This window comes from Gordonia sp. NPDC003376, assembly GCF_053589235.1.
Genome location: NZ_JBSFRM010000016.1, coordinates 49,955 through 73,129, shown reverse-complemented (window position 1 = coordinate 73,129; position 23,175 = coordinate 49,955). Strand labels below are relative to the sequence as shown.

Below are 23,175 nucleotides of genomic sequence, written 5' to 3'. Positions count from 1 at the left end.
GGACCCGATTCGCACAGGTGCTCAGCTGGGCGTGGCGGCGGTGGACGGGCCGCTGGTGCTGCCCGGGGTGGTGGTGTTGCCCTGGGCGCCACGATCGGACGCCTTGGCGATGCGGGTGGCGGTCATCGTGTCGCCGTCGCGGAGACCGGCCACCACGACCTCGTCGCCGACGGCGAAGTCGCTGCGCTCTGCCGGGGCGCGGCCGGTGCCGAAGCCGGTCTCACCGCCGACGGTGACGGTGATGTCGGTGTTGTCGCCGGTGCGAACGGTCCAGGTGTCGCCGTTGATCGCGGTGATCTGGCCGATCACGCCGCGGCCGGTCCGCATCCCGGACCCGTTCTCGCCGCCCATCGGTCCGCCCCCCATCGGTCCACCGCCCATGCCACCGCGATCACCCTGGCCGAAACCGTCACGGTCACCCTGCATCTGTGAGTGGCCGCCACGCCCGCCGTGATGGTCGTCGCCGTCACCGCTCGCGGCCCAGCCGATGCCGCCTCCGATGAGTCCACCGATGATCAGCGCGGAGACACCGGTGATGATGGCGGTGCGGTGGGAGCGCACGAACGACCAGCGCGACGTGGATGCGGGGGCCGCTGCCGGGGGAGTCGCTCCTGCCGGAATCGTCCCTGCCGGAACCGCACTGCCCGGTTCGCCGCTCGAGTACGGGGCGGTGGGTGCCGCGGGGATCGCGGAGGTCGGCTCGGCCGGGTGCGCGGTGGTGGGGGCGGCGTCCGGGTGGACGACGGGGGTGGTCTCCGCGTCGCCGTTGTTGCCGTGGTCGTCCTGCGGTGCACGTGAATCACTCATGGGGCATACGTTAGGGATCCGACAGGGGCCGGAACTGAAGGGTTTCTGAAGGTATCCGGGAGGGTCGGGATGTGGCAGGGTCCCAGGTCGGGTGCCCCACCCCTGATGAGGGCCGCACCCGGGACAGGAGGGCAGCAGTGGGCGAGGTGGACGAGCAGACCGGGGAGGCGACGGCCGGAGGACACCGGAAGGTCGACTTCCGCACGGCGCTGGACGGGTACCGGGCGCGCCGCGGGCGGTTCGACATCATCGACGTCCCGGTCACGTCGTACCTGATGATCGACGGCCACGGGGACCCGAACTCGGCGCCGGAATTCGCCGATGCGGTCGTCGCGCTGTATCCGGTGGCCTACGCGCTGAAGTTCCTGAGCAAGCGGGAGCTGGGCCGCGACTACGTCGTCCCGCCACTCGAAGGACTGTGGTGGGCAACGGATATGGACGCCTTCACCACCGCACGCGACAAATCCCGCTGGGACTGGACGTTGATCCTGATGATCCCTGGCTGGCTCGGGGCACAGCATGCCGATGCCGCCATCGCCGCGGTGCGCGCCAAGGGCGATGTGCCCCGCCGGATCGACGACATCCGGGTCGCGGACCTCGACGAGGGACGATGCGTGCAGACGCTGCACGTCGGGTCGTTCGACGACGAGGCGCCCGTGCTCGACGAGATGCACCACCAGTTCATCCCCGGGCACGGTCTTGCGATGACCGGCACCCACCACGAGATCTACCTCAGCGACTTCCGTCGGACGGCGGTCGAGCGGCGCCGCACCATCCTGCGTCAGCCGGTGCGACCAGCGTCCGATGCGTGCTGAGAGGGCCCGGGACCCGGTGGGATCCGTGCGGCCGGAAGGTGGACCTGTCCCGATCGGCCAGCAGCTCGCGGCCGGCGGCGTGCAGTCGGTGATGTGCGGGCCACCGTTGCCGGGTCCATCCCGGTTCACAGTGTGCGGCATGCCGGACGGCGGCGGTCCCGGCCCGCAGCGCGTGGTCGAGTCGACGACGGTGATGCGGTGAACCGGGGTCGGTCGAGGCGTCGGTGATCGACGCGGTCACGCGTGCCTGGGCATCCGCGAGGATCGCCCGGTGTGCCCGGGGCAGGACGAGCCACAGCACGGCCACCGCGACCATCACACCCACGACGGTCTCCAGGATGCGGGCGAACAGCGTGGGACCCAGCGATTCCGGCGGGGCCAGCTCGCCCAGGATCATCGCGAGGGGGGTGATCACGATCATCGCGATCGAGTAGTTCACCACCAGGAACACCTCGGTGACCGCCATCAGCACCGCGACGGCGAGGATCAGCACCGCCGGGATCTGCAGCGGTACGGCCAGGACCGCCAGCACCACGACACCCGCCGCGGTGCCCACCAGCCGGTGCACTCCGCGCCAGCTGCCGAGGAGCCGGTCGGGTCCCTGATGCAGGATCATCGCCGCGGTGATCACCGCCCAGTCCGGGCGCGGTAGGCCGACGGCGATCGCCGCGCCACCCGCGATCACACAGGCGAACCCCAGACGCAGGGCCAGAGTGCGGGTCCGGGCGCTGCCGCATCCCCAGCGCAGACGCTCGGCCACGGTCGGGGTGTCGGTACGAATCGGGGCATCGGGACGCGGTGTCGTCGGCGCGAAAGTGGTTGCGGTCGAACCTGTTTCGGGTATCCGCCGGGTCCGGGACCGCCACACATCGGGGAGAGCGGCGCACACCGTCACCAGCAGTGCCGACACCGCCCCGGCCGCAGTCCATCCGATCACCGCGCCCACCGACGCCGTCGAACGGGCCACCAGTACCCCGGCGAGCTCGGCGCACAGCACCAGCAGGAACGACCCCGGCGCGGGTTCCCGGAGCAGGTCAACCCAGACCGCGGCGACGACTGCGATCACGATCATCAGCGCGCACAACGCGATCCAGCCGAGGGTGGTCGGCCACGAGCGCATGCCGTATCCGACCAGCGCACCCGCTCCGGCGCAACCGATGAGTACCAGTCCGTACCCGCACACCACCCGCCACCTGACCCGGTGCAGGCGGCGTTCGCCGTACACGACCGCGAACGCGCCGAGTGTGGAGATCGCCGCCGCGACACCACCGCCGACGGCCAGACCCACCAGGCCCGGTAGGGCCACCGCGATCAGCGCGCGGAGCGCACCGCCGACCCGGGACCGCGCGCCGTCCACGCCGAACAGGATGGTGCGGACCGAGGGTCGATGCGGAAACCCCTCGGAGATGGTCGAATTCGTCCGGTCGGCGGTCTGGGTGGGGCCGGCGGCCTGTGCGTGAACAGAGGTCCGTGCGTGATCAGGGTGCTGTGCATGATCGGGGGTCGGTGCGTGGTCGGGGGTCGAGGGGGGATCGGTGTTCACCGGGACACGGGCGCAGAGATCACAACGAACACCCCACCAGCACCGGCTCGGGATGCAGCACCACACCGAACGCGCCGGCCACGCCGTCGCGCACCTCGCGGGCCAGGGCGAGCACATCCGACGTCGACGCACCGCCCCGATTGGTCAGCGCCAGAGTATGTTTGGTGGACAACCGGACGAGTGCATCGGGGCCGGGATGGCCCTTGGCGAAGCCGGCACGCTCGATCAGCCACCCCGCCGACAGCTTGGTCCCGCCGTCGGCCGGATAGGTGGGCACCGCGACGTCGGGGCCCACCTGTGACCGAATTCGCTCCAGGATCGCCGAGGTGTCGGCGTCGGAGACGATCGGATTGGTGAAAAACGAACCAGCACTCCAGGTGTCGTGGTCGCCGGGATCGAGGACCATACCCTTGCGTCGCCGTGTCGCCAGAACGTGCTCGCGGACGTCGGCGGCGTCGGCACGCCCGCCGGGTTCGACACCCATCGATTCCGAGAGCTCGCGGTATCGCAGCGGCCGGCTGAGCCGATCGTCGTTGAGCCAGAACGACACCGCCACCACGACCATCTCGTCGCGGTGCTTGAGTCGCGACGTCCGGTATCCGAGCCCGAGCTCGTTGGGGGACACCCAACGCAAGTTGCCGGCGCGCCGGTCGAGCACTTGCACCGACCGCAGGATGTCGGCCACCTCCACGCCGTACGCCCCGACGTTCTGGACCGGCGTCGCACCGGTCGAGCCGGGGATGCCGGACAGGCATTCCAGACCGCCGAACCCCTCGGCGACGGTGCGGGCCACCAGGTCGTCCCACACCACCCCGGCGTCGGCGGTGACATGGGCGCGACCGGACTCGCGGCCGGTGCCGAACTCGATCCGGGAACTCTCCACCACGATCGCGGTGCCGGGGAACCCGTCGTCGGCGATCAACAGATTGGACCCGCCGCCGATGATCAGGACCGGTTCGCTCTCGGCGTCGGCGGCCGCGATCTCCTCCACGAGATCATGCGTCCGCACACAACGGATCAGGGCGCGGGCCGGTCCGCCGACACGCAGTGTGGTCAGGCCGGCGAGCGGCACCCCGTGCTGCAGCGATGTCTCGGTCACGGCTGTGAGGGTAACCCGGACACCGGACCGGTGAGATCTCGACGGCGTACGGTCCGGGCCGGTGACACCCGCCGGGCCGGGACGCGGCGCGGGTCCGGACCGGCGTCGAGTAATCTCCTCGACATGGCGAGCTCGCTCAAGCACTCGGTGTCCTTTCCGTTCTCCACCGCCCGGTACTGGGACATCGTGTCCACCGAGCAGTACTGGCATGACCTGCTCGAGGCGACGAACTCCAGCCACGGCTCCCTGGAGTCGTTCCACCGTGACGGCGACACCGTTGTGATCGAACTCAAGCAGGGTGTCCCCGAGGACCGGCTGCCGTCGGCGGTCACCGCCGTGCGTCCCGGCGACCTCGAGATCCCTCGCACCGTGCGCTTCACCCACACCGGCGACACCATCACCGGCACCATGTCGGCCACCGTCACCGGTGCTCCGGCCAAGGTCGACGGCGAGATCTCGGTCAGCGGCGACCCCGCCACCGTCGTCTACACCGGCTCGGCGGCGGTGAGCATCCCCTTCCTCGGCGGCAAGATCGAGAAGGCCATCATCAGCGAGCTCGAGGCACTGCTCGACAACGAGCGCGAGAAGACCGTGACCTGGGACGTCGAACACCCCTGAGCCCCCACCCGGGCGGAGGTAACGGGACGGTCACGTACGCTAGACCGTTATGGCACGACGTCTCAGCTACTCCGCGCGCTACACCCATGCGCCGGACAAGCTCTACGAAGCTCAATGCACCCGTCAGTACTGGGATGACATGATGGCGGGCTTCCAGATGATCTCCCCGCACTGCGAGGTGGAGGATTTCCGGGCCGACGAGACCGGCATGAAGGTGATCCTCAAGCAGCACATCGGCCGCGATCAGCTGCCGGCCATCGCCCAGACCGTCCTCATGAAGGACATGGTGATCACCCGTGAGGAGTCGTTCGGTCCCTTCGATCCGGACAACACCAAGGGTGACTACACCGCGTCCATCCCGGCCGGTCCCGGAAGCCTGACCGGATCGCAGGAGCTGCTGCGCACCGACACCGGCTGCACCATTCGCAAGACCACCGAGGTGAAGGTCTTCATCCCGTTCGTCAACGGCAAACTCGAGCAGCTGATGCTGGTCAACGTCGTCGATCTCTTCCGCGCCGAGGCCGAATACGCCAAGGACTGGATCGACAAGAACCTGTAATGCGCGTGCCGGGCCCGATCCCGCCCCGAGACCGTTCGGTGCGCGTGTCCTCGCCACGCTCGTCGATCCTCACCCGGCAACCGGCACGGTGAGACCCGCCGGCCGGATCACACGCGGCACGACGAACATCAATCGTCTGCGCCGGATCGATCGGTGGATGGTGAACTCACCGGCGGTCACCGCCGCGCTGACGTCGGTCCCCGAGCCGCTGGTCGTCGACCTGGGCTACGGCGCCCGCCCCGACACGTGCGTCGAGATGGCGTGCCGGCTGCGGACGGTCGCACCCGACCTACGGATGGTGGGACTGGAGATCGACCCCGACCGGATCGTCGACCCGCGAGACGGGGTTCGGTTCGCCCTCGGCGGTTTCGAGCTGGCCGGGCTCCGCCCCCACCTGGTGAGGGCGTTCAACGTGTTGCGTCAGTACGACGAGTCGGAGGTCGCCGAGGCGTGGGCGCGGATGTGTGGTCGGTTGGCGCCCGGAGGTCTGCTCGTCGAGGGGACCTGCGACGAGATCGGCCGTCGGTGCACCTGGGTCCTGCTCGACGCCGACGGCCCGCGCACCCTCACCCTGAGCTGGGCGCCCCGGCACACCGCCCGCCCCTCGGATCTGGCCGAACGGTTGCCCAAAGCCCTCATCCACCGCAACGTGGCGGGGGAGCCCATCCATGATCTACTCGTCCTCGCCGACCGATGCTGGGACAACGCCGCCGGTCAGACGGTATTCGGCCCGCGGGCGCGGTGGGCGCAGACCCTGCGGCTGCTGCGTGGCGAAGGTGTCGACGTCGAGATCCCCCGACACCGATCGGTGGACAACGTGCTCACCGTTCCGTGGTCGACGGTCATTCCGCGGCAGTGGTGAGGGCCGGCCGAGGGTGGGGCGCGTGTGCATGGCGGTCGTTCCGCGGCAGTGGTGAGGGCCGGCCGAGGGTGGGGTGCGTGTGCATGGCGGTCGTTCCGCGGCAGTGGTTGAGCCCTGGATTAGGGTGGGCCGCATGCGCATCGCCATGGCCCAGATCAGCACCGACGTCGATCCCGCGGAGAACCTGCGTGCGGTTGCCGCCGCGACGGCCGAGGCGGCCGCCGGCGGTGCACGTCTCGTCGTGTTCCCCGAGGCCACCATGTGCCGGTTCGGTGTGCCGCTGGGGCCGATCGCCGAGCCGCTCGACGGCCCGTGGGCGCGCGGCGTCGCCGACATCGCGGCCGAGCACGGTCTCACCGTCGTGGCCGGGATGTTCACCCCCGCCGACGACGGCCGTGTGTTCAACACCCTGCTGGCCGCCGGACCCGACGGCACCCGCACCGGATACGACAAGATCCACCTCTACGACGCCTTCGGGTTCCGGGAGTCGAAGACCGTCGCCCCCGGTGACACCGCGGCCGTCATCGACGTCGACGGTGTCTCGGTGGGATTGGCGACCTGCTACGACATCCGGTTCCCGGCCCTGTTCACCGCACTCGCCGAACACGGGGCGGAGGTGATCGTGGTGCCCGCCTCGTGGGGTGCCGGTCCGGGCAAACTCGACCAGTGGCGCACGCTCGCCACGGCGCGGGCACTCGATGCGACCGCCTATGTGGTGGCCGTCGGACAGGCGGAACCGGTCGACGAGGCGGTGCGCACGGCGAAGGCCCCCACCGGGATCGGACATAGCCAAATCTCAGATCCCTTCGGTAGCGTGGTCGCGTCATACGAGGGGGACCACCGGATCGGCGTGCACGAGCTCGATCCCGGTGTGGTCGTCCGCGCGCGCGAGCAGCTCGCAGTGCTGGCCAACCAGCGCACATTCCATTTCTGACCTTTTCCGACGACGCCGAAGGACCGAACGCATGTCCGAGGACCCGAACGACGAAACCCGTACCCCGAGCACCCCGGACGGGAGCGGCGGCGTCGGTCGTTCGCAGGATGTCCCGGCCACCGGTCGTTCGGCGACCGATGACTCGGAGACCCGTGAGATGACCGGGTCCACAACGGGAGAATCGTCCGACACCGCAGGCGGTGCCGGGGCCGGTGCCTCGACCCGAGGTGACTCATCGGGCAGTTCATCGCTCACCGATACCACCGATACCACCGATCCCGCCGAGCCCGCCGGGGCGGCGCCCACCGACATGTGGGAACCGATCCCGACCGCCGAGCAACCGCGGGCGTACTCGCGGATGTCGGAGGCGCCGACCAGCCCGACTCCGACCGATCCGCTGACGGCCTCGCCGGGTAGACCGGTGACCGCGACGTTCACGGCCACCGGAACGCAGACCCTGCCCCCGCAGGAGCCGCCGGCCACCCCACCGGCCGGTGGGGTGGTGACCACCGCGCCCAGCGGTGGTGGCAAGGGAAAGTTCATCGCGCTCGGCGCGGTCGGTGTGGTGCTGCTGGTCGTCATCGCGCTCGTGGGATCGGAGTTGTTCTTCCGCAGCCGGGTCACCAACTGCCTCGAGGACCAGCTCGGCGAGATCACCGGACAGCCGGTGAGCGTCTCGTTGAGCAAGAAGCCGGTGCTGCTGCAGGTGATCAGCAAGAACCTGCCGTATGTCCAGATCGACACCGACGATTCCGGTGGTAGCTCGGCCATCCGGTTGCACGTCCGGGCCGACGGGGTCTCCCAGAGCGGTGACGCGGTGACCATCGATTCGGTGCAGGGCACCGGGTTCGTGTCGTTCCAACGGGTCGTCGACCTCAGCAAGAACGGGCAGTTCGGACTGGGCGGGCAGGGGTCGGGCCAGACCGGGGGAACCACCGGCGGAACCGGGGGAACCGGTGGCCAGAACTTCCTCGCCACCACCCAGATCACCTCCCTGGTCGGCAATCCCGCCGACGGCACCATCAAGGTCGACGCCGCGGCGCAGCTCGGGTTCATCCCCATCCCGGTGAGCCTCACCGTCAAGCCGGTGCTCGAACAGGGCAAGGTGAAGTTCACCGCGGTCGAGGCGAGCGCCTTCATCTTCGGTATCCCGGCCGACTACGCGCAGCAGTTCGTCGACGGTTTCGGTGACACCCTGTTCGGCGACCTGACCGACGACATCACCGTGCAGGACCTCAAGGTGACCGAGCAGGGCGTCGACTTCTCGGTGACCGGATCGAACCTCGACCTGTCGCAGATGCAGACCGCCGGCGGGCAGCAGACGAGCACCTGTTCGCTGTTCTGACCCCGGTAGGCTGGGGGATGTCCGATTCTCCACCCGGCTCCCGGAGGTCACCGTGGGACAACTCCTGCTGATCGCGCTCGTCATCCTGCTCGTCGTGGGGGTGGTGGTGATGGTGCAGCAACGCACCGGCGCATCCCGTGCCCGCGACCTCGACGACGCGAAAGCCGATGCACGCCAGGCGATCGAACGTCTCGGCGGACAGGTCTATCTGCTCACCGGGGACTCCCCGGCGTCGCGGCAGGCGCTCGCCGACGCCTCCGAGCGGCTGACCGCAGCCGGGTCGCAGATCGAGCAGGCGGGCACGCCCGTCCAGGCGCGACTGGCCAAGCAGACCGCGATCGAGGGCCTCTACTACATCCGTGCCGCGCGCACCGCGATGGGCATGGACCCGGGGCCGGCCGTCCCCGAACTCGACGGACAGAAGAGCGCGGGACAGGTCACCGAGGACCGCGTCGTCGACTTCGAGGGCCGCAAGGTCGAGGCATCGCCCAGCCCGTCTGCGTCCACCCCGAACTACTACCCGGGCGGTCGTGTGGCCGGGCGTCCCGTGCCCGCCGGCTGGTACTCCGAACCGTGGTGGAAGCCCGCACTGATCGCCGGTGCGTGGGGGATGGGATCGATGCTGCTGTTCTCGTCGTTGTTCGCCGGGATGTCCGGGGTGGGCTACGACGCCGCCGCCTTCGAGAACGGCGCCGGTGACGGCACCGAGGCGCTCGACTCCGGTGCCGGTGGCGACGACGTCGGCGGCGGTGGTGATGGCGATTTCGGTGGCGGAGGAGACTTCGGCGGCGGTGATTTCGGTGGTGGTGGTGGTGATTTCGGCGGTGGTGGTGATTTCGGAGGTGGCGACTTCGGCGGGTTCTGATCGCCTGCGACGTCCGATGTCGCACACGGCCATCCGCACCTGATCGGGAGGAGTCGATGCCCGATCAGGTCAACACGGTGATCAGGTGAACGCCGTGATCAGGTGGACACCGTGATCAGTTGAACACCGTGATCAGTTGAACACCACGGTCTTTCGGCCGTGCACCAGTACGCGGTCCTCGAGGTGCCAGCGCAGGCCCCGTGCGAGGACCAGGGTTTCGATGTCGCGGCCCTGACGCACCATGTCCACCACCGAGTCCGAGTGGTCGATCCGGGTCACGTCCTGCTCGATGATCGGTCCGGCGTCGAGGTCGGCCGTCACGTAATGGCAGGTGGCGCCGATGAGTTTGACGCCCCGCGCGAACGCCTGGTGGTAGGGCCGTGCGCCGACGAAGCTCGGCAGGAAGCTGTGGTGGATGTTGATCGCCCGGCCGGCCCACGCCTCGCACAGTTCCGGCGGCAGGATCTGCATGAACCGGGCGAGCACCACCGCGTCGGGGGAGTAGCCGTCGACGATCGCCTCGACCTGATCGAATGCGGCGCGCTTGGCGCGGGCGCTCACTCGTGTCCGGCCCCGCGTGGCCGCTTCCGGCGCGGTGAACGGCACGTGGTGGAACGGGACACCGAATCGTTCGGTGAGTTGCTCGAGGTCGGGATGGTTGCCGACCACCGCCGACACCGTCGCGGGCAGTTCGCCGCGATGCGCCCGGCCGAGCAGGTCGATCAGGCAATGGCTCTCCTTGCTGACCAGCAGCACCACGGACTTGGGTTCACCGGTGTCGGTGAGCTTCCACTCGGTGTCCGGGCCCCATTCGGTGGCGACCTCGGCGAATCGTTCCCGCATCTCCGACAACGGCATCGACACCGAGTCCGCACGGACGGCCTGACGGGTGAAGAACCAGCCGGAGTCGTCGTCGGAGTGGTAGGCGGCCTCGGTGATCCATCCACCGATCTCGGCGAGGAAGCTCGAGATGCGCGCCACGATGCCGGTCTGGTCGGGGCAACCGAGGGTCAGGACGTAACGGCGGTCGGAGATGGCGGCGGTGCCGGTGGGGTGTGGGGCGTCGGAGGGGATCACGGTAGTCCAGTGTGCCAAGCTCGACGGTGTGACCACCACCGACCTCCGTCGTTCCGATGTCGCCGCCCTCGTCGACCACACCCTGCTCAAACCCGAGGCCTCCCGCGCCGACGCGGAGGCGACCGTCGCCGAGGCCGCCGAACTCGGGGTGTACGCGGTGTGTCTGTCACCCTCGATGCTGCCGATCGGCACCGGCGCCCAGAAGACCTGCGTGGTGGCCGGTTTCCCCTCGGGAAAGCATCATTCGCTGGTCAAGGCCGCCGAAGCGCGCCTGGCCGTCGACACCGGTGCCGACGAGGTCGACATGGTGATCGACGTGGGTGCCGCGGTGTCGGGGGCATTCGACGAGGTCTTCGCCGACGTCCTGACCGTCCGGGAGGCGATCGGCCCCGACGCCGTACTCAAGGTGATCGTCGAGTCGGCGGCACTGCTCGAGCTCGCCGGCGACGACACCCTGCGGGAGGTGTGCCGACGTGCCGCGACCGCCGGGGCGTCGTTGGTGAAGACCTCCACCGGGTTCCATCCGGCCGGTGGTGCGAGCGTGCGGGCCGTGCAGATCATGCGTGAGGCCGTCCCCGCGACGGTCGGGGTGAAGGCATCCGGCGGGATCCGCGATGCGCGCTTCGCGGCCGAACTGATCGCGGCCGGGGCCACCCGGCTCGGGCTGTCGGGGAGCCGCGCGGTGCTCGACGGCTTCCCCGACTAGTCCTGTGGCCGGCCGGTCCCGGGCGTCCGGGCCGGTCCGGGAGCCGGTCCTCAGGCCGAGGTGGCCGTGCTCACCCGCATCGCGACCGCGTGGGTCAGATCCGCGTCGGCGAGATCGGCGTTGATCAGTGCCCCTGCCTGCACCCCGGCGGCGGCCGACGCCCCGACGATCGCCGAGATGTCTGCCGCATTGCCCGCCGCGAAGACGCCGGGAACGCTTGTGCGCCCGCCCATCTCGGTAGGGATGAAGGTTCCCATCGGGTTGTCGGCGAGCTCGCCGCCGAGGGCGGTGAACAGGTCGGTGCGGGCGACGAACCGTGGCGTGACGGTCAGCGCGTCCAGCTCGAGTTCGGTGCCGTCGGAGAGGACCGCCGCCCGCAGCCGGCCATCGGCGGTGTCGAGGCGCCGGACCGGTCCCCGGACGAGCGGCACGCCGAGGGCGTCGAGCCGTGCGTGCTCGTCGGCGGACAGCTCCGGCAGTGCATGGTCGATCAGGGTCACGTGGTCACTGAGCTGGGCGAACAGCAGCGTCTGGTGCATGGCCATCGGCCCGCTGCCCAACACCCCGATCCGTCGGCCGCGCACCTCGTAGCCGTGGCAGTAGGGGCAGTGCAGCACATCGCGGCCCCACAGCTCGCCGATCCCGTCGATGTCGGGGAGCTCGTCGACGAGTCCGGTCGCGAGCAGCAGTCGTCGGGCACGGAACCGGGTGCCGTCGGTCAGTCCGACCTCGAAGGAGGGGTCGGTTCCGTCGCGTCGGGTCGCGGTCGTGACCTGGCCGTCGACGATGCGGGCGCCGTAACCGATCGCCTCGCCACGCCCCGCGGCGAGCAGGTCGGCCGGTGCGATGCCCTCGCGGCCCAGCAGGTTGTGGGCGCCCTCGGCGGGGGCATTGCGGGGGTGGCCGGCGTCGACGACGACCACCGTGCGCAGTGATCGGCCCAGGGCGACCGCGGCAGAGAGTCCGGCGGCGCTGCCGCCGACGATGACGACGTCCACCGCGGTGGCCGGAGCGGGCTGTGGGGAGTGGTCTGGGGAGGTGGGTGTGGTGGACATGGGACCGACGCTAACCGCGTCATGCCGAATTGGCATATGATCTTGCGTATGGAGCAAGAAATCGATGCGGTGGTGCGGCAGCGCATCCGCGCCCTGCGGATCGCGAAGGGCTGGACCCTCGATTCGCTCGCCGCGCGGTGTGACCTGAGCGCCTCGACTCTGAGCCGGATCGAGACCGGGCACCGGCGGGTCGCCCTCGATCAGCTGGTGCCGATCGCACGGGCCCTCGACACCTCGCTGGACGTGCTGGTGGAACCGATCGGCGACACCGACGTCGTGATCCGGCCCGAACCGCACTGCACCGCGGGCATCACCGTGTGGCCATTGTCACGAGAGGGTGCCCCGGCCGGCGTCGTGGTGGCCAAACTCCGCTTCGAGCAAGAGGTCGCCGAGGCCGCCCGCGAGCTGCGGGTCCATCCCGGGCAGGAGTGGTTCACCGTCCTGTCCGGGCGGCTCCGGCTGCGTCTCGGCGAGCGAACCATCCTCGTTCCCGCAGGTCACGCGGCAGAATTCCGGTGCACGGTGCCCCACTCACTGGCCCCCGACGGTGGCCCCGCGGAGATCCTGTCGATCTTCGACGCGGACGGTGAGCGAGCACACCTGCGCGGCTCGGCCGCGGGTACCCGATCCCTGACCTGAGGCCTCTCCGTGGTGCCCGTCCGAACCCCTGCCGTGTCGTTCACTCGGCGTCCTCACAGGAGGCGGAGCGCCTGCTCACAGCAACCCGCCGGTACGCTGGGATGGCCATGACTACGAACGCCACGCCCACACGACGCACCGTCCTCGCCGCTGCCGGCCTCGCCGCCGCGGGACTCGTCGCGGTGGCCTGCGGACGTTCGGACGATTCCGGTTCCGGTTCCGCCGGCCCCAAGACCGCCACCGTCTCGGTGACCTACACCCCGGATCTCAAGTCCCCGGACGCCCCCAACCCGACCGCCAAGATCGAGGTCACCGCCAACGGCGGCTTCCTCAATCCCGACATCAAGCTGCTCAACCCGAACGGCAAGTCGGTCGCCGGCACCCTGTCGGACGACCGCACGACGTTCACCGTCACCGAACCGCTCGGGTACGGCACCACCTACACCTGGAAGGGCACCGCCATCGGGCAGGACCGGATGACGGTTCCGGTCGAGGGCACGTTCACCACCCTCGAGCCGCAGACGCAGATCAACCTGGTGGTCAACGTCGCCGACGGCCAGGAGGTGGGCATCGCCGCACCCCTGATCCTCAAGTTCGACAGCACCGTCACCGACAAGGAAGCCGTCGAGAAGGCGCTGACGATCACCACCACTCCCGAGACCGAGGGTGCGTGGGCGTGGCTCGGCGAGGACAACGGGTCGCGGGTGCACTGGCGGCCCAAGGAGTACTACCGTCCCGGCACCAAGATCCACATGAGGGCCAAGCTCTACGGTCTCGACCACGGCGACGGCGCCTACGGTGCCGCCGACGTGACCAGCGACTTCGTCATCGGCCGGTCGCAGATCGTCAAGGCCGAGGCGTCGTCGCACCAGATCGTCGTGGTGCGCGACGGGGCGACGCTGATGACGCTGCCGTGCAGTTACGGCGAGGGCGACCTCGACCGCAACGTCACCAGGTCGGGCATCCACGTGGTCAGCGAGAAGCACGAGGACTTTTACATGTCGAATCCGGCGGCCGGGTACTTCAACGTCCGCGAACGCTGGGCGGTGCGGATCTCCAACAACGGTGAGTTCATCCACGCCAACCCGGAAACCGTTGGCGTGCAGGGCTCGTCGAATGTCACCAACGGGTGTATCAACCTGTCGCTGGAGAACGCCGAGCAGTACTTCAGCACCGCCATCTACGGCGACCCGGTGGAGGTGACCGGCACGCGGATCGCGTTGTCGGAGGCCGACGGTGACATCTTCGACTGGATCTACGACTGGGAGACCTGGACGAGCATGTCGGCGATCAAGGGCACCCCGCAGTCGCAGTCGGTGCCCGCCACCCCCAGCGGGGCGCCGTCGACGGTGCGCGTCCCGAACTGATCCGACGCCGTCGTGGTGGGACGGCGAGCAGGTCTCACTCAGCCGGAGCGGGGCCGAGTCACACAGCGCCCTCGGCGTTCTCGCCGAGCAGCCGGCGGATCCAGGCATCGCGCGCCCGGGCCATCTCCTGCGAGAGTCGTGTGTGCGGCGCCAGGGCCGAGGCGCCGTGGAAGACGCCGGGCCAGACATGGAGTTCGGCCTGGCCGCCGGCAGCCCAGATCGCATTCGCGTAGGCGACGTCCTCGTCGCGAAACACCTCGGCCGAGCCGACATCGATGAAGGTCGGCGGCAGATCGGACAGCTCGGTTGCCCGCGCCGGTGATGCATAGATCGAGACCTCTGGTCCGCCGCGACGGTCACCGAGCAGCGCGCTCCATCCCGTGCGGTTGCTCTCGCGGTCCCAGATCCCGCACCCGTCGATCTGTGCCGCCGAAACGGTGTTGTCGCGGTCATCGAGCATCGGGTAGATCAGCAACTGTCCGGCGAGCTTCGGGCCGCCACGGTCGCGTGCCAGCAGTGCTGTCCCGGCCGCGAGCCCGCCGCCCGCGCTCTCACCGCCGATGACGAGCCGGTCGACGTCGATGCCGAGCTCCGTCGAGTTCTCGGCGGTCCACACCAGGCCCGCATAGCAGTCCTCGATCGGGTAGGGGTCCGGGAACTCCGGCGCCAGACGATACTCCACCGACACGACCACCCCGTTGTAACGTGCCGCCCACTCGACATATGGTGCCAGTCCCCCGAATCGATCACCGATGACCATGCCGCCGCCGTGCGCGTGGTAGAACCCGGGGCCGGTTCCGGTGTGGTTCTTGGTCGTGATGATGGTCAGGATGATCTCGTCACCCAGGTGACCGGGAATCCTCACGTCGTGTTGTTCTGTGCCGAATCGTTCGAGCAGTTCCGCGGTCGACTCGAGGGGAGTCGGCTGACGAAAGGCGGGGATCATCTCCGGGGTGATTGTCGCGGGAAGGGTCTTGTTGATCACCGACAACGCCGCTTCCTGTTCGGGATCGAAGGGTGGGCGGGGGATGATTCCGGTCATCGTCAACTCCTGCTGCATGGTCGTCGAGTGTGGGGGGCGGGTGCCGTGGCCCGACGGTGATCTGAGATCTGTTGTGGCGCCGGCGCATCGATGATGAGTCCGGTCCGGTGTCTCGTGGTGCGAACGAGGCCCACTCAGAGGGCGGAGACCTGGTGGATGCCACCGTCGACGGTGAGGAGCTCACCGGTGACATATCCGGACAGATCGGTGGCGAAGAACTCGATGGGTCCGACCAGGTCGGCAGGTGTGCCGAGGCGGCGCATCGGGATTCGGTCGTTCTGGTCAGCGGTCGCGATTCCGCGCTGCGTCGCGGTCGCGACCACCCGAGCGGTCCGGACGATGCCGGGTGCGACGGCGTTCACCCGGACTCCGTCGGGGCCCAGTTCGACTGCGAGTGAACGGGTGAAGTCGACGACGGCTGCCTTTGCGGCCGTGTAGACCGCGTAGGTGGCACCCAGCGGTGACGAGAAGATGCCGAGGGTCGCGATGTTGATGATCGACCCACCCGGTTTGGTGATGACCTTCGAGGCCTCCTGGCAGCAGTACAGGGTGCTGTAGAAGTTTGCGTTCATGAGTTTTTCGATGTCTTCGACCGGTGACTTGGTCACGGTGCTGCGCTCGATGGGGGTGATGGCACCGCCGGCGTTGTTCACCACCACATCGAGCCGACCGAAGGCATCGATGCCGGCGGTGACGGCGGCATGGGCGACCTCCGGGCGGGAGAGGTCACCCTCGACGCTCGTGGCCCGTCGTCCCAGTGCCAGGATCTCTGCCTCGACGGAATCCTCGACCTCGCCCCACCGCTTGCCGGCACCGAGATCGAGATCTGCGATCACGATGTCGGCGCCGAGTCGTGCCAGGTGGTGTGCGTAGGCGCGGCCCATGCCACCGGCGCTACCGGTGACGAGTGCGACCTTGCCTTCGAGGGGGAGTGCGGCGGTTGTCATGGTGTCGAGCTGCTTTCTGTTGTGTGGGTTGGGGTGAGTGAGGTGTCGTGACCCGGTGGGTCGTCGGGCGTCAGACGGCTGCGTCGGTGTGGGCCGGCCGGCCGTTCTTCACCGCATCCAGCGATCCGAGAAAGGCGGCGAAGATCCCGGGGCGATCACCGGTGACGGTGACCACGCGGCTCCCGGTGCCGGGGAACGCACCGAATTCCCAGTCGACGGTTGCGGTGACGTAGTCGATGCCCGCGGTGCGGCAGGCCTCGACGACCCGGGCATGCTGCTTGCGCACGGTGGGATGACCGACGTCACCGTCCACTCCGATTTCCATACCGAGATCGAATGGGCCGAACACGAGCCCGTCGAGACCGGACTCGGCGGCGATCGCCTCGACGTTCTGGACACCTTCGACGTCCTCGATCAGACCGAACACGAGCAGGTCGGAGTCGGCGGACGTGTAGTCCGCCTTCCAATCTCGTGTGATGTGGCCGACCGAGCGGACCGCCGGGCAGGCGCCCCGGATGCCTGCCGGGTTGTACTTGGCCGCGGCGACGATGGCGCGTGCGTCGTCAAGGGTTCGGACGTGCGGAGCCATGATGCCCGCGGCCCCCAGGTCGAGGACACGCTGGATGAACGACGGCTCATGGTCGGGCACTCGCACGATCGAATCGATGCCCACGGCGTCGGCGGCACGGATCAGCGAGCGCAGGTCGGACAGCGAGAAGCAGCCGTGCTCGGCGTCCAACCACGCGTAGTCATAGCCTGTCTGGCCGACCATCTCGACGAGGTCTGGGCTGGGGAGCTGGATCGCGACGCCGTAGGCGCGTTCACCCGAGGCCCACCGTGCTCTGATCCGACTGTTTCGGGTGGCCATCTCGGTCCCTGCCTTTCGATGATCGTATTGGACATCGTCGATGCTATGGCAGAAGATCAAGAGCGAGATTCCGATTTTCGGAATGAGAGTTTCTGTAGATCGGGAGTATCGCGTGCAGTTCGCCCACCTTCAGGTATTCCTGGCCGTCGTCGAAGAGGGGTCCTTCGCGGCGGCTGCGCGGAAGTTGTGGATCTCGCCGTCGCGTGCCACCGAACGGGTCCAGCAACTCGAGCGGTCCCTTGGGGTGTCCCTGCTGGACAGATCGTCACGCCGGTTGGAACCGACCCAGGCCGGGCTTGCCCTGGTGCCGCGTGCGCAAGCGGTTGCCAGGGAGTTCGAGCTGATCAGGGCCCTGTTTCCGGAGGATCGCGACACCGGGCTCCGCGTCGGTATGCGTTCGCTTCCGCTCCCGTTCCGGGAGCGGGTCAGGGTCCTGCTGGAGCGGGCCGTCGGTGTCGACCGTCTGACCATCCTGCCGCTGGACACCAGGACCCAACTGAACCTGCTGGATACCGCGCGACTCGATTGCGGGTTCATCTGGTCGGTTCCCCCGGAGCCCATCGCGACGGTGCCCATCTTGAGTGAGCGTCTGGCGGTCGCGGTCCCCGCGGCGTCCCCGCAGGCTGCTCATTCGGTGATCCATCCACGAGATCTGGCAGGTCTACGGCTCGCGAGCATTGTCGATCCGATGACGATCCCGGCCGACCTGGGTTCCTTTCTCGAATACCTGCCGCAGGTCGACATCGTCAACGCGGCCGTGGCGAATGCGTTGTACATGCTCGTCTCCGGGGGAAAGCACTGTGCGTTTGTTCCGGCGGAAACGACCGAACACGCCTCGCTCTCGAGTGAGACCCGGCGAAACGTCGTGGTGAAACCGCTGGCGGAGCCGGTCCCGACGCTGTGTACGCACCTCGCCTGGCGGGGAGACCTCGAGCAGGCCCCATTACTGGCGGCCGCCGTGACGCAGTTCGAACACACCTTTCGGGAACCCGAGGTCCACTGAGACTTCTGCGGATGTGCGGCGATCTTCGGATTTCCAGAATCAGGATGCCAGGATCTCGTACTAGCGTTGGGGAGAACAATCCGCACGCACATCGCGCAGCCACGTGTCGCGGCCGCCGACCCATGCGCGTGAAGCCAACGAAGGGAGCGTCGACGATGGGTATCGCCGATCCGATTCTGACCGCCGCTCAGGTCGAGGAACTGCATACCACTCTGTCCAACTGGGGTCGATGGGGCGACGACGACCGTCGTGGAACCCTCAACCTGATCACACCGGAGGTCCGGCGCGCGGCCCTGGCCAGTGTCCGATCGGGCAACGCGATATCCCTGTCCCGTGACATGAACCCCGCCGATCCCGATCCGTTGAAGTCGGGGATCGCCGAGGTCCGGCGGACCAGCGATGTCGCGGAGGTGCAGAACGCCGTCGGTCGGGGGTTCCGTTTCGAGGCGGTCAGTGAGCACATCCACATCGCTCCGCACGGTGGGAACGCGCATCTCGACGGGCTCGCTCACTACTCATGGGATGGCAAGAACTACAACGGGTTTCCTGCTTCGGCGACCACCGAGGACGACGGTGCCACCGAACTGGCCGTCCAGCACGCCTCCGCGGGCATCATCACCCGGGGGGTGCTGTTGGACATCGCGGGTCTGTTCGGTGTGCGTCACGTCGAGCGGGGATACGCCGTCACCCCGACAGATCTCGAGGCAGCCGAACGACGTCAGGGCGTCACCGTACGTTCCGGGGATGCACTCCTGATCCATACGGGCAACGCTGCCGCCATCCTGGAAGAGGGTCCGCTGTATCGAGGTGCGGGTCGCGGGCCCGTCGACGGAGTGCAGACCGGACTCGATGCCTCTGCGCTGCAGTATCTTCGAGACCGCGATGTCGCGGTCATGGGCGCTGACGGTACGCACGACGTGCAACCGCCCCAGTACGAGGACTTCGATTTCGCCCGGCCCATCCACAGCGTGTGTCTGGTGGCGATCGGTCTGTGGCTGATGGACAACCTGGACCTCACCGCGCTGGCGGCCACCTGTGCAGAAGAACGCCAGTGGGACTTCTTGTTCACCGCACTTCCCTGGCGCTTCGTCGGATCGACCTCCAGTCCGATCAATCCGGTCGCGGTGCTGTAGGCGGAGCCGACCGCTCGCCGGGAGCGACGGTCGGGCGCATCGGCGGTGGACCCGGTGCCACCGAACGACGAACACCCCATCCGACCACGGATGGGGTGTTCGTCGTTCGGTATCGCCACCAGAACTCGACCGCAGACCTTGCCTTTCGGTGTCCTTCGGCGGATCGGTCGGGTTGCTGCTCGGGCTCTGCGGTGGCCGAGGGATTGCCGATTCACGCATCCCCTTGCCTGTGCGCGCAGAATGCTGGAAGTCACACCTGGTCGTTGGTTTGGTGCAGATCACAGCCATGTGGTGGTTGGGGAGAAACCCCGCGCCAGACCGGAAGGAACGACGTCCAGCTCATGTCCGATCAGCACTTCAGCATGTTCATCGATGGAGAACCACGGGATACCGCGGCCCACTACGAGATTCGCAACCCCGCCACAGGTGGGGTCGCCGCCACCGTGGCACGCGGCGGGGTCGCCGACGCGGCCGATGCCGTCGCGGCCGCCACACGAGAGTTCGAGACGGGGACGTGGTCGAGTCTCACCTGCCCGGAGCGTGCGGCGATTCTGGGCGAGATCGCCGCCCGTCTGGCCGAGGAGACACCCGCGCTCTGCGAGCTCGAGTCCCTGGCCAACGGCGCGACCATACGGCAAACCCAGGGATTCCACGTGGGGATGGCCGCCGCCCACGCCGCTGCGGTCGCGCAGCAGGTCGCTGCGTTCGTCCCTGACCGTGAGGTGGAGGTCCCGGCGCTGCCGACGCCGTCGGCGCACCGACAGCGAAGTGTTCCGGTGGGTGTCGTCGCCGCCATCATCCCCTGGAATTTTCCACTCCTGCTGAGTATCTGGAAGGTGTTCCCGGCCCTGGGGGCAGGCTGCACGGTGGTCGTCAAGGTGGACGAGCGGGCGCCGCTGACAGTTCTACGGCTCGCCCGGATCGCGGTCGAGTGCGGTGTTCCCGCAGGTGTGCTGAATGTGATCACCGGCGACGGAGCCGAGGTCGGTGCCTACCTCACCACGCATCCGGACGTCGCCAAGATCACCTTCACCGGATCGACGGCGGTGGGCCGGCAGATCATGTCCGACGCCTCCGCGAGCATCAAGAATCTGACGCTCGAATTGGGTGGGAAGGCGCCCATGGTCGCCCTCGATGATGCCGATCTCGACCTGATCGCAGACGGATCGCTGTTCGCGTCGATGCTCTACTCGGGTCAGATCTGTGTATCCGGTACCCGCCTGCTCGTGCCTCGTCATCGCGAGCAGGAGATCGTCGACAGGTTGTGCGCCAGGGTCTCCACGCTGCGACTCGGCGATCCTGCGGACCCGGCCACAGATGTCGGACCCGTCATCTCCGAGCGTCAGCGCGACCGGATCCTCGACTACGTCGAGTCCGCGGTCGATCAGGGAGCGCAGGTGGTCGCCGGCGGCGGTACGGCCGAGATCGACGGGTTCTCCGGTGGGTTCTGGGTGGAGCCGACTGTCATTGCAGGCGTGGACAATCAGATGACCATCGCCCGCGAGGAGGTGTTCGGGCCGGTGCTGATCGTCATCCCCTACGATGACGAGGAGCAGGCCGTCGCCATCGCCAACGACACCGCGTACGGGCTGTCGGCGGGAGTCTGGGCGGGAGACCTCGAGCACGGAGCCGATGTTGCGCGGCGCCTGCGGGCGGGCACGGTATGGGTGAACGACTGGCACCTGCTGCATCCGATGCTGCCGTTCGGCGGATTCAAGCAGAGTGGGTCCGGACGGGAGCTCGGTCCCGATCCCCTGAGTTCCTTTGTGGAGCAACAACATCTGCATGTCGGACTCGGAGAGTCGGTGGACGAGCACATCTTCGCCATCCTGCTGTCGACGCCCGTTGCCGACGCGCAGGTGGCGAGCGCATGAGCGCGCCCGGGTCCCGGGATGTGAGCCCGGTGGCGATCGTCGGTGCCGGGTTGTCCGGAACGGCAATGGCCATCAGGCTCCAACAGGAGGGTATTCCGTTTCGTATCTACGAGAAGTCCGACGCCATCGGTGGCACCTGGCGGTACAACACCTACCCGGGCCTGGCATGCGATGTCCCGGCCATCGGGTACACCTACTCGTTCGCCGTCGACGTGCACTCCGACCGGCTCCTGGCGCCGGGGTCTGCACTCCGGGACTATCACCAAAGGGTGTTCGACGCTCACGGTCTCGGTGAGCACCTGTCCCTGGGTAGCGAGATCGTCGACGCCGAGTGGCTCGGTGACCGGTGGTCTCTGCTGACGGGGTCGGGGGAACGGCATGAGCACCGGATCGTCGTCCATGCCACCGGCTTCCTGCATCACCCCAAGTATCCGGAGATATCCGGTCTGGACGACTTCGCCGGACCGGTCATGCACACCGCGCGGTGGAACGACGACGTGGATCTGGGCGACAAGCGGGTTGCCGTCCTCGGTAGCGGGTCCTCGGGAGTACAGGTCGTCGCGGCGCTGGCCGGCGAGGTGGAGCACCTGACCATGTTCCAGCGGACCCCGCAGTGGATGTTCCCCCTGCCCGACTTCACGATCCCGGGTCCGGTGCTCGCCGCGTTACGTCGGTGGCCGGTGTTTGCCCGAGGGGTTCGGAGCGTCTCGCTGGCCAGCTTCTCCAGAATTCTCGGGCGCGGGATGATGAAGCCGAACTCGGTGGAGAACAAGATCTTCGGCTGGTTGTGTCGTCGGAATCTGGCTCGGGTGAAGGACCCTGATCTGCGTCGGAAGCTCACCCCCGATGAGCCGATCATGTGTCGCCGACCGGTGATGACGACCAAGTTCTACCCGGCCGTGCAGCATCCGGACGTGACGGTCGAGACGTCGAGAATCGCCGAGGTGACCCCGACGTCGATCCGGACGGAGGACGGCGTCGACCATCCGGTCGATGTGATCGTGCTGGCCACCGGGTTCGACTCGCACGCCTACATGCGCCCCATGGAGATCACCGGGCAGGACGGGCTCTCGCTCGGCGATGTCTGGGCGGCACGACCGCTCAACTACGGAACGATGATGATCCCTGGTTTCCCCAACATGTTCATGATGCTGGGGCCGAACTTTCCCGTCACCCATGTCGGCTTGCACGCGAGCATGGAGGGCCAGGCCGGATACATCACGAAGGCGATCACGGAGATGAGGCGCCGCGACGTGGCCTCGATCGCTCCGACCCGAGAGGCGACCGACCGCTGGTACGAGGAGGTCGGTGGCGCTTTCGGCGGCACCACCTGGTCACTGTGTAGCAGCTGGTACGTCGGCGACGACGGCACGCCCGTGCTGTGGCCGTTCAGCAAGCGTCGATGGATCGACCACCTCGACCACCCCGACCTCGACGACTTCGAGCTGCAGCCGGACGACGCCGCAGACGTCGCCACGGATTCGCCGTCCACAGATACCCATTCCACTCATCGTCGCAAGCAGGAGATCTGACCATGACACCATCGGCACTGCACCTCATCCCGGAATTCACCTTCGACGCAAAGCTCTCGGCACCAGTGGATTTCGGTTCCACCGCGCAGGGAACCCGGCTCTACATCGAGGTACTCGGAGGCCGCGCCGAGGGGGACAGACTGAACGGTACCGTGCTGCGCGGCGGGGGTGACTGGCTGACGGTCACCTCGGACGGCTGGGGCCTGACAGACGTGCGGCTGGGTATCGAGACCGACGATGGTGCGTCGTTGCTCGTGACCTATTCGGGGCTGATCGAGATCAACGCCGCCTTCGGCGCAGTGCTCGGCGGTGAGGGTGCAACCGATTTCGGCGACCAGTACTTCCGCAGTGCGGTTCGGATCGCCACCGGTGATGAGCGTTACGCGTGGGTCGACCACGCGCTGTTCGTGTCGGAAGGAAAGGCGCACTGGTTGGCCGGGGAACCAGGACCGAGCGTCACCTACAACGTGCACCGGGTGGGTTGA

Annotated in this window: 23 protein-coding genes; 15 read left to right on the top strand and 8 right to left on the bottom strand. The window is 68.2% G+C overall.

Going from position 1 to position 23,175, the window contains the following annotated elements:
- Positions 1-21: 21 nt before the first annotated feature.
- Complete coding sequence (locus ACWDUA_RS16605; protein WP_449752099.1) at positions 22-807, bottom strand: DUF5666 domain-containing protein; 786 nt, start codon at positions 805-807, stop codon at positions 22-24.
- A gap of 137 nt (positions 808-944) precedes the next feature.
- Between ACWDUA_RS16605 and ACWDUA_RS16600 the strand changes: the two genes are divergently transcribed.
- On the top strand, positions 945-1,622 hold the full coding sequence (locus ACWDUA_RS16600) for a GyrI-like domain-containing protein (RefSeq protein ID WP_449752098.1): 678 nt from the start codon (positions 945-947) through the stop codon (positions 1,620-1,622).
- Here the strand turns inward: ACWDUA_RS16600 and ACWDUA_RS16595 are convergent.
- Both ACWDUA_RS16595 and ACWDUA_RS16590 read right to left on the bottom strand, forming a co-directional pair.
- On the bottom strand, positions 1,540-3,165 hold the full coding sequence (locus tag ACWDUA_RS16595) for an FUSC family protein (protein ID WP_449752097.1): 1,626 nt from the start codon (positions 3,163-3,165) through the stop codon (positions 1,540-1,542). The two genes, ACWDUA_RS16600 and ACWDUA_RS16595, sit on opposite strands and share 83 nt — an antisense overlap.
- A 19-nt stretch (positions 3,166-3,184) precedes the next feature.
- On the bottom strand, positions 3,185-4,264 hold the full coding sequence (locus ACWDUA_RS16590; RefSeq protein ID WP_449752096.1) for a UDP-N-acetylmuramate dehydrogenase: 1,080 nt from the start codon (positions 4,262-4,264) through the stop codon (positions 3,185-3,187).
- Between the two features lie 123 nt (positions 4,265-4,387).
- Between ACWDUA_RS16590 and ACWDUA_RS16585 the strand changes: the two genes are divergently transcribed.
- The 6 genes from ACWDUA_RS16585 (at position 4,388) to ACWDUA_RS16560 (ending at position 9,447) form a co-directional block, all read left to right on the top strand.
- The gene (locus tag ACWDUA_RS16585; protein ID WP_449752095.1) at positions 4,388-4,882 is read left to right on the top strand and encodes a DUF2505 domain-containing protein; all 495 of its coding nucleotides are present in this window, start codon (positions 4,388-4,390) and stop codon (positions 4,880-4,882) included.
- Between the two features lie 49 nt (positions 4,883-4,931).
- Positions 4,932-5,441: a DUF2505 domain-containing protein gene (locus tag ACWDUA_RS16580; RefSeq protein WP_449752094.1), complete on the top strand. Its 510-nt coding sequence runs from the start codon at positions 4,932-4,934 to the stop codon at positions 5,439-5,441.
- Positions 5,442-5,598: 157 nt separating this feature from the next.
- Positions 5,599-6,303 carry a class I SAM-dependent methyltransferase gene (locus tag ACWDUA_RS16575; RefSeq protein WP_449752093.1) on the top strand — a complete coding sequence of 235 codons (705 nt, stop codon included), beginning with the start codon at positions 5,599-5,601 and terminating at the stop codon, positions 6,301-6,303.
- Positions 6,304-6,436: 133 nt separating this feature from the next.
- Positions 6,437-7,237, top strand: coding sequence for a carbon-nitrogen hydrolase family protein (locus ACWDUA_RS16570; protein WP_449752092.1), 801 nt, complete (start codon positions 6,437-6,439; stop codon positions 7,235-7,237).
- A 31-nt stretch (positions 7,238-7,268) separates the two neighbouring features.
- The gene (locus ACWDUA_RS16565) at positions 7,269-8,582 is read left to right on the top strand and encodes a hypothetical protein (protein ID WP_449752091.1); all 1,314 of its coding nucleotides are present in this window, start codon (positions 7,269-7,271) and stop codon (positions 8,580-8,582) included.
- Between the two features lie 52 nt (positions 8,583-8,634).
- Complete coding sequence (locus ACWDUA_RS16560; protein WP_449752090.1) at positions 8,635-9,447, top strand: DUF1542 domain-containing protein; 813 nt, start codon at positions 8,635-8,637, stop codon at positions 9,445-9,447.
- Between the two features lie 132 nt (positions 9,448-9,579).
- Here the strand turns inward: ACWDUA_RS16560 and purU are convergent, their stop codons facing one another.
- Positions 9,580-10,524: a formyltetrahydrofolate deformylase gene (gene purU / locus ACWDUA_RS16555; protein WP_449752089.1), complete on the bottom strand. Its 945-nt coding sequence runs from the start codon at positions 10,522-10,524 to the stop codon at positions 9,580-9,582.
- 28 nt (positions 10,525-10,552) lie between these two features.
- Between purU and deoC the strand changes: the two genes are divergently transcribed.
- On the top strand, positions 10,553-11,230 hold the full coding sequence (deoC, locus tag ACWDUA_RS16550; protein ID WP_449752088.1) for a deoxyribose-phosphate aldolase: 678 nt from the start codon (positions 10,553-10,555) through the stop codon (positions 11,228-11,230).
- Positions 11,231-11,280: 50 nt separating this feature from the next.
- Here the strand turns inward: deoC and ACWDUA_RS16545 are convergent, their stop codons facing one another.
- On the bottom strand, positions 11,281-12,285 hold the full coding sequence (locus tag ACWDUA_RS16545; protein WP_449752087.1) for an NAD(P)/FAD-dependent oxidoreductase: 1,005 nt from the start codon (positions 12,283-12,285) through the stop codon (positions 11,281-11,283).
- 48 nt (positions 12,286-12,333) lie between these two features.
- Between ACWDUA_RS16545 and ACWDUA_RS16540 the strand changes: the two genes are divergently transcribed.
- Positions 12,334-12,924: a helix-turn-helix domain-containing protein gene (locus ACWDUA_RS16540; RefSeq protein WP_449752086.1), complete on the top strand. Its 591-nt coding sequence runs from the start codon at positions 12,334-12,336 to the stop codon at positions 12,922-12,924.
- Between the two features lie 107 nt (positions 12,925-13,031).
- Positions 13,032-14,291 (top strand): L,D-transpeptidase, encoded by a 1,260-nt coding sequence (locus tag ACWDUA_RS16535; RefSeq protein WP_449752085.1) that lies wholly within the window; start codon positions 13,032-13,034, stop codon positions 14,289-14,291.
- 58 nt (positions 14,292-14,349) lie between these two features.
- Here ACWDUA_RS16535 and ACWDUA_RS16530 read toward each other — a convergent pair whose 3' ends face one another.
- The 3 genes from ACWDUA_RS16530 to ACWDUA_RS16520 form a co-directional block, all read right to left on the bottom strand.
- Positions 14,350-15,333: an alpha/beta hydrolase gene (locus ACWDUA_RS16530; RefSeq protein WP_449752084.1), complete on the bottom strand. Its 984-nt coding sequence runs from the start codon at positions 15,331-15,333 to the stop codon at positions 14,350-14,352.
- A 134-nt stretch (positions 15,334-15,467) separates the two neighbouring features.
- Entirely contained in the window at positions 15,468-16,280 is an 813-nt protein-coding gene (locus ACWDUA_RS16525; protein WP_449752083.1) for an SDR family NAD(P)-dependent oxidoreductase, read from the bottom strand.
- A gap of 70 nt (positions 16,281-16,350) precedes the next feature.
- Entirely contained in the window at positions 16,351-17,148 is a 798-nt protein-coding gene (locus tag ACWDUA_RS16520) for an HpcH/HpaI aldolase family protein (protein WP_449752082.1), read from the bottom strand.
- An 82-nt stretch (positions 17,149-17,230) separates the two neighbouring features.
- Between ACWDUA_RS16520 and ACWDUA_RS16515 the strand changes: the two genes are divergently transcribed.
- From ACWDUA_RS16515 to ACWDUA_RS16495, 5 genes are all read left to right on the top strand, one after another.
- On the top strand, positions 17,231-18,151 hold the full coding sequence (locus ACWDUA_RS16515; RefSeq protein ID WP_449752081.1) for a LysR family transcriptional regulator: 921 nt from the start codon (positions 17,231-17,233) through the stop codon (positions 18,149-18,151).
- 155 nt (positions 18,152-18,306) lie between these two features.
- The gene (locus tag ACWDUA_RS16510; protein WP_449752080.1) at positions 18,307-19,284 is read left to right on the top strand and encodes a cyclase family protein; all 978 of its coding nucleotides are present in this window, start codon (positions 18,307-18,309) and stop codon (positions 19,282-19,284) included.
- 341 nt (positions 19,285-19,625) lie between these two features.
- Positions 19,626-21,158: an aldehyde dehydrogenase family protein gene (locus tag ACWDUA_RS16505; protein WP_449752079.1), complete on the top strand. Its 1,533-nt coding sequence runs from the start codon at positions 19,626-19,628 to the stop codon at positions 21,156-21,158.
- The gene (locus ACWDUA_RS16500) at positions 21,155-22,690 is read left to right on the top strand and encodes a flavin-containing monooxygenase (RefSeq protein ID WP_449752078.1); all 1,536 of its coding nucleotides are present in this window, start codon (positions 21,155-21,157) and stop codon (positions 22,688-22,690) included. Before ACWDUA_RS16505 ends, ACWDUA_RS16500 begins: the two co-directional genes overlap by 4 nt.
- A gap of 2 nt (positions 22,691-22,692) precedes the next feature.
- Positions 22,693-23,175 carry a DUF3237 domain-containing protein gene (locus ACWDUA_RS16495; RefSeq protein WP_449752077.1) on the top strand — a complete coding sequence of 161 codons (483 nt, stop codon included), beginning with the start codon at positions 22,693-22,695 and terminating at the stop codon, positions 23,173-23,175.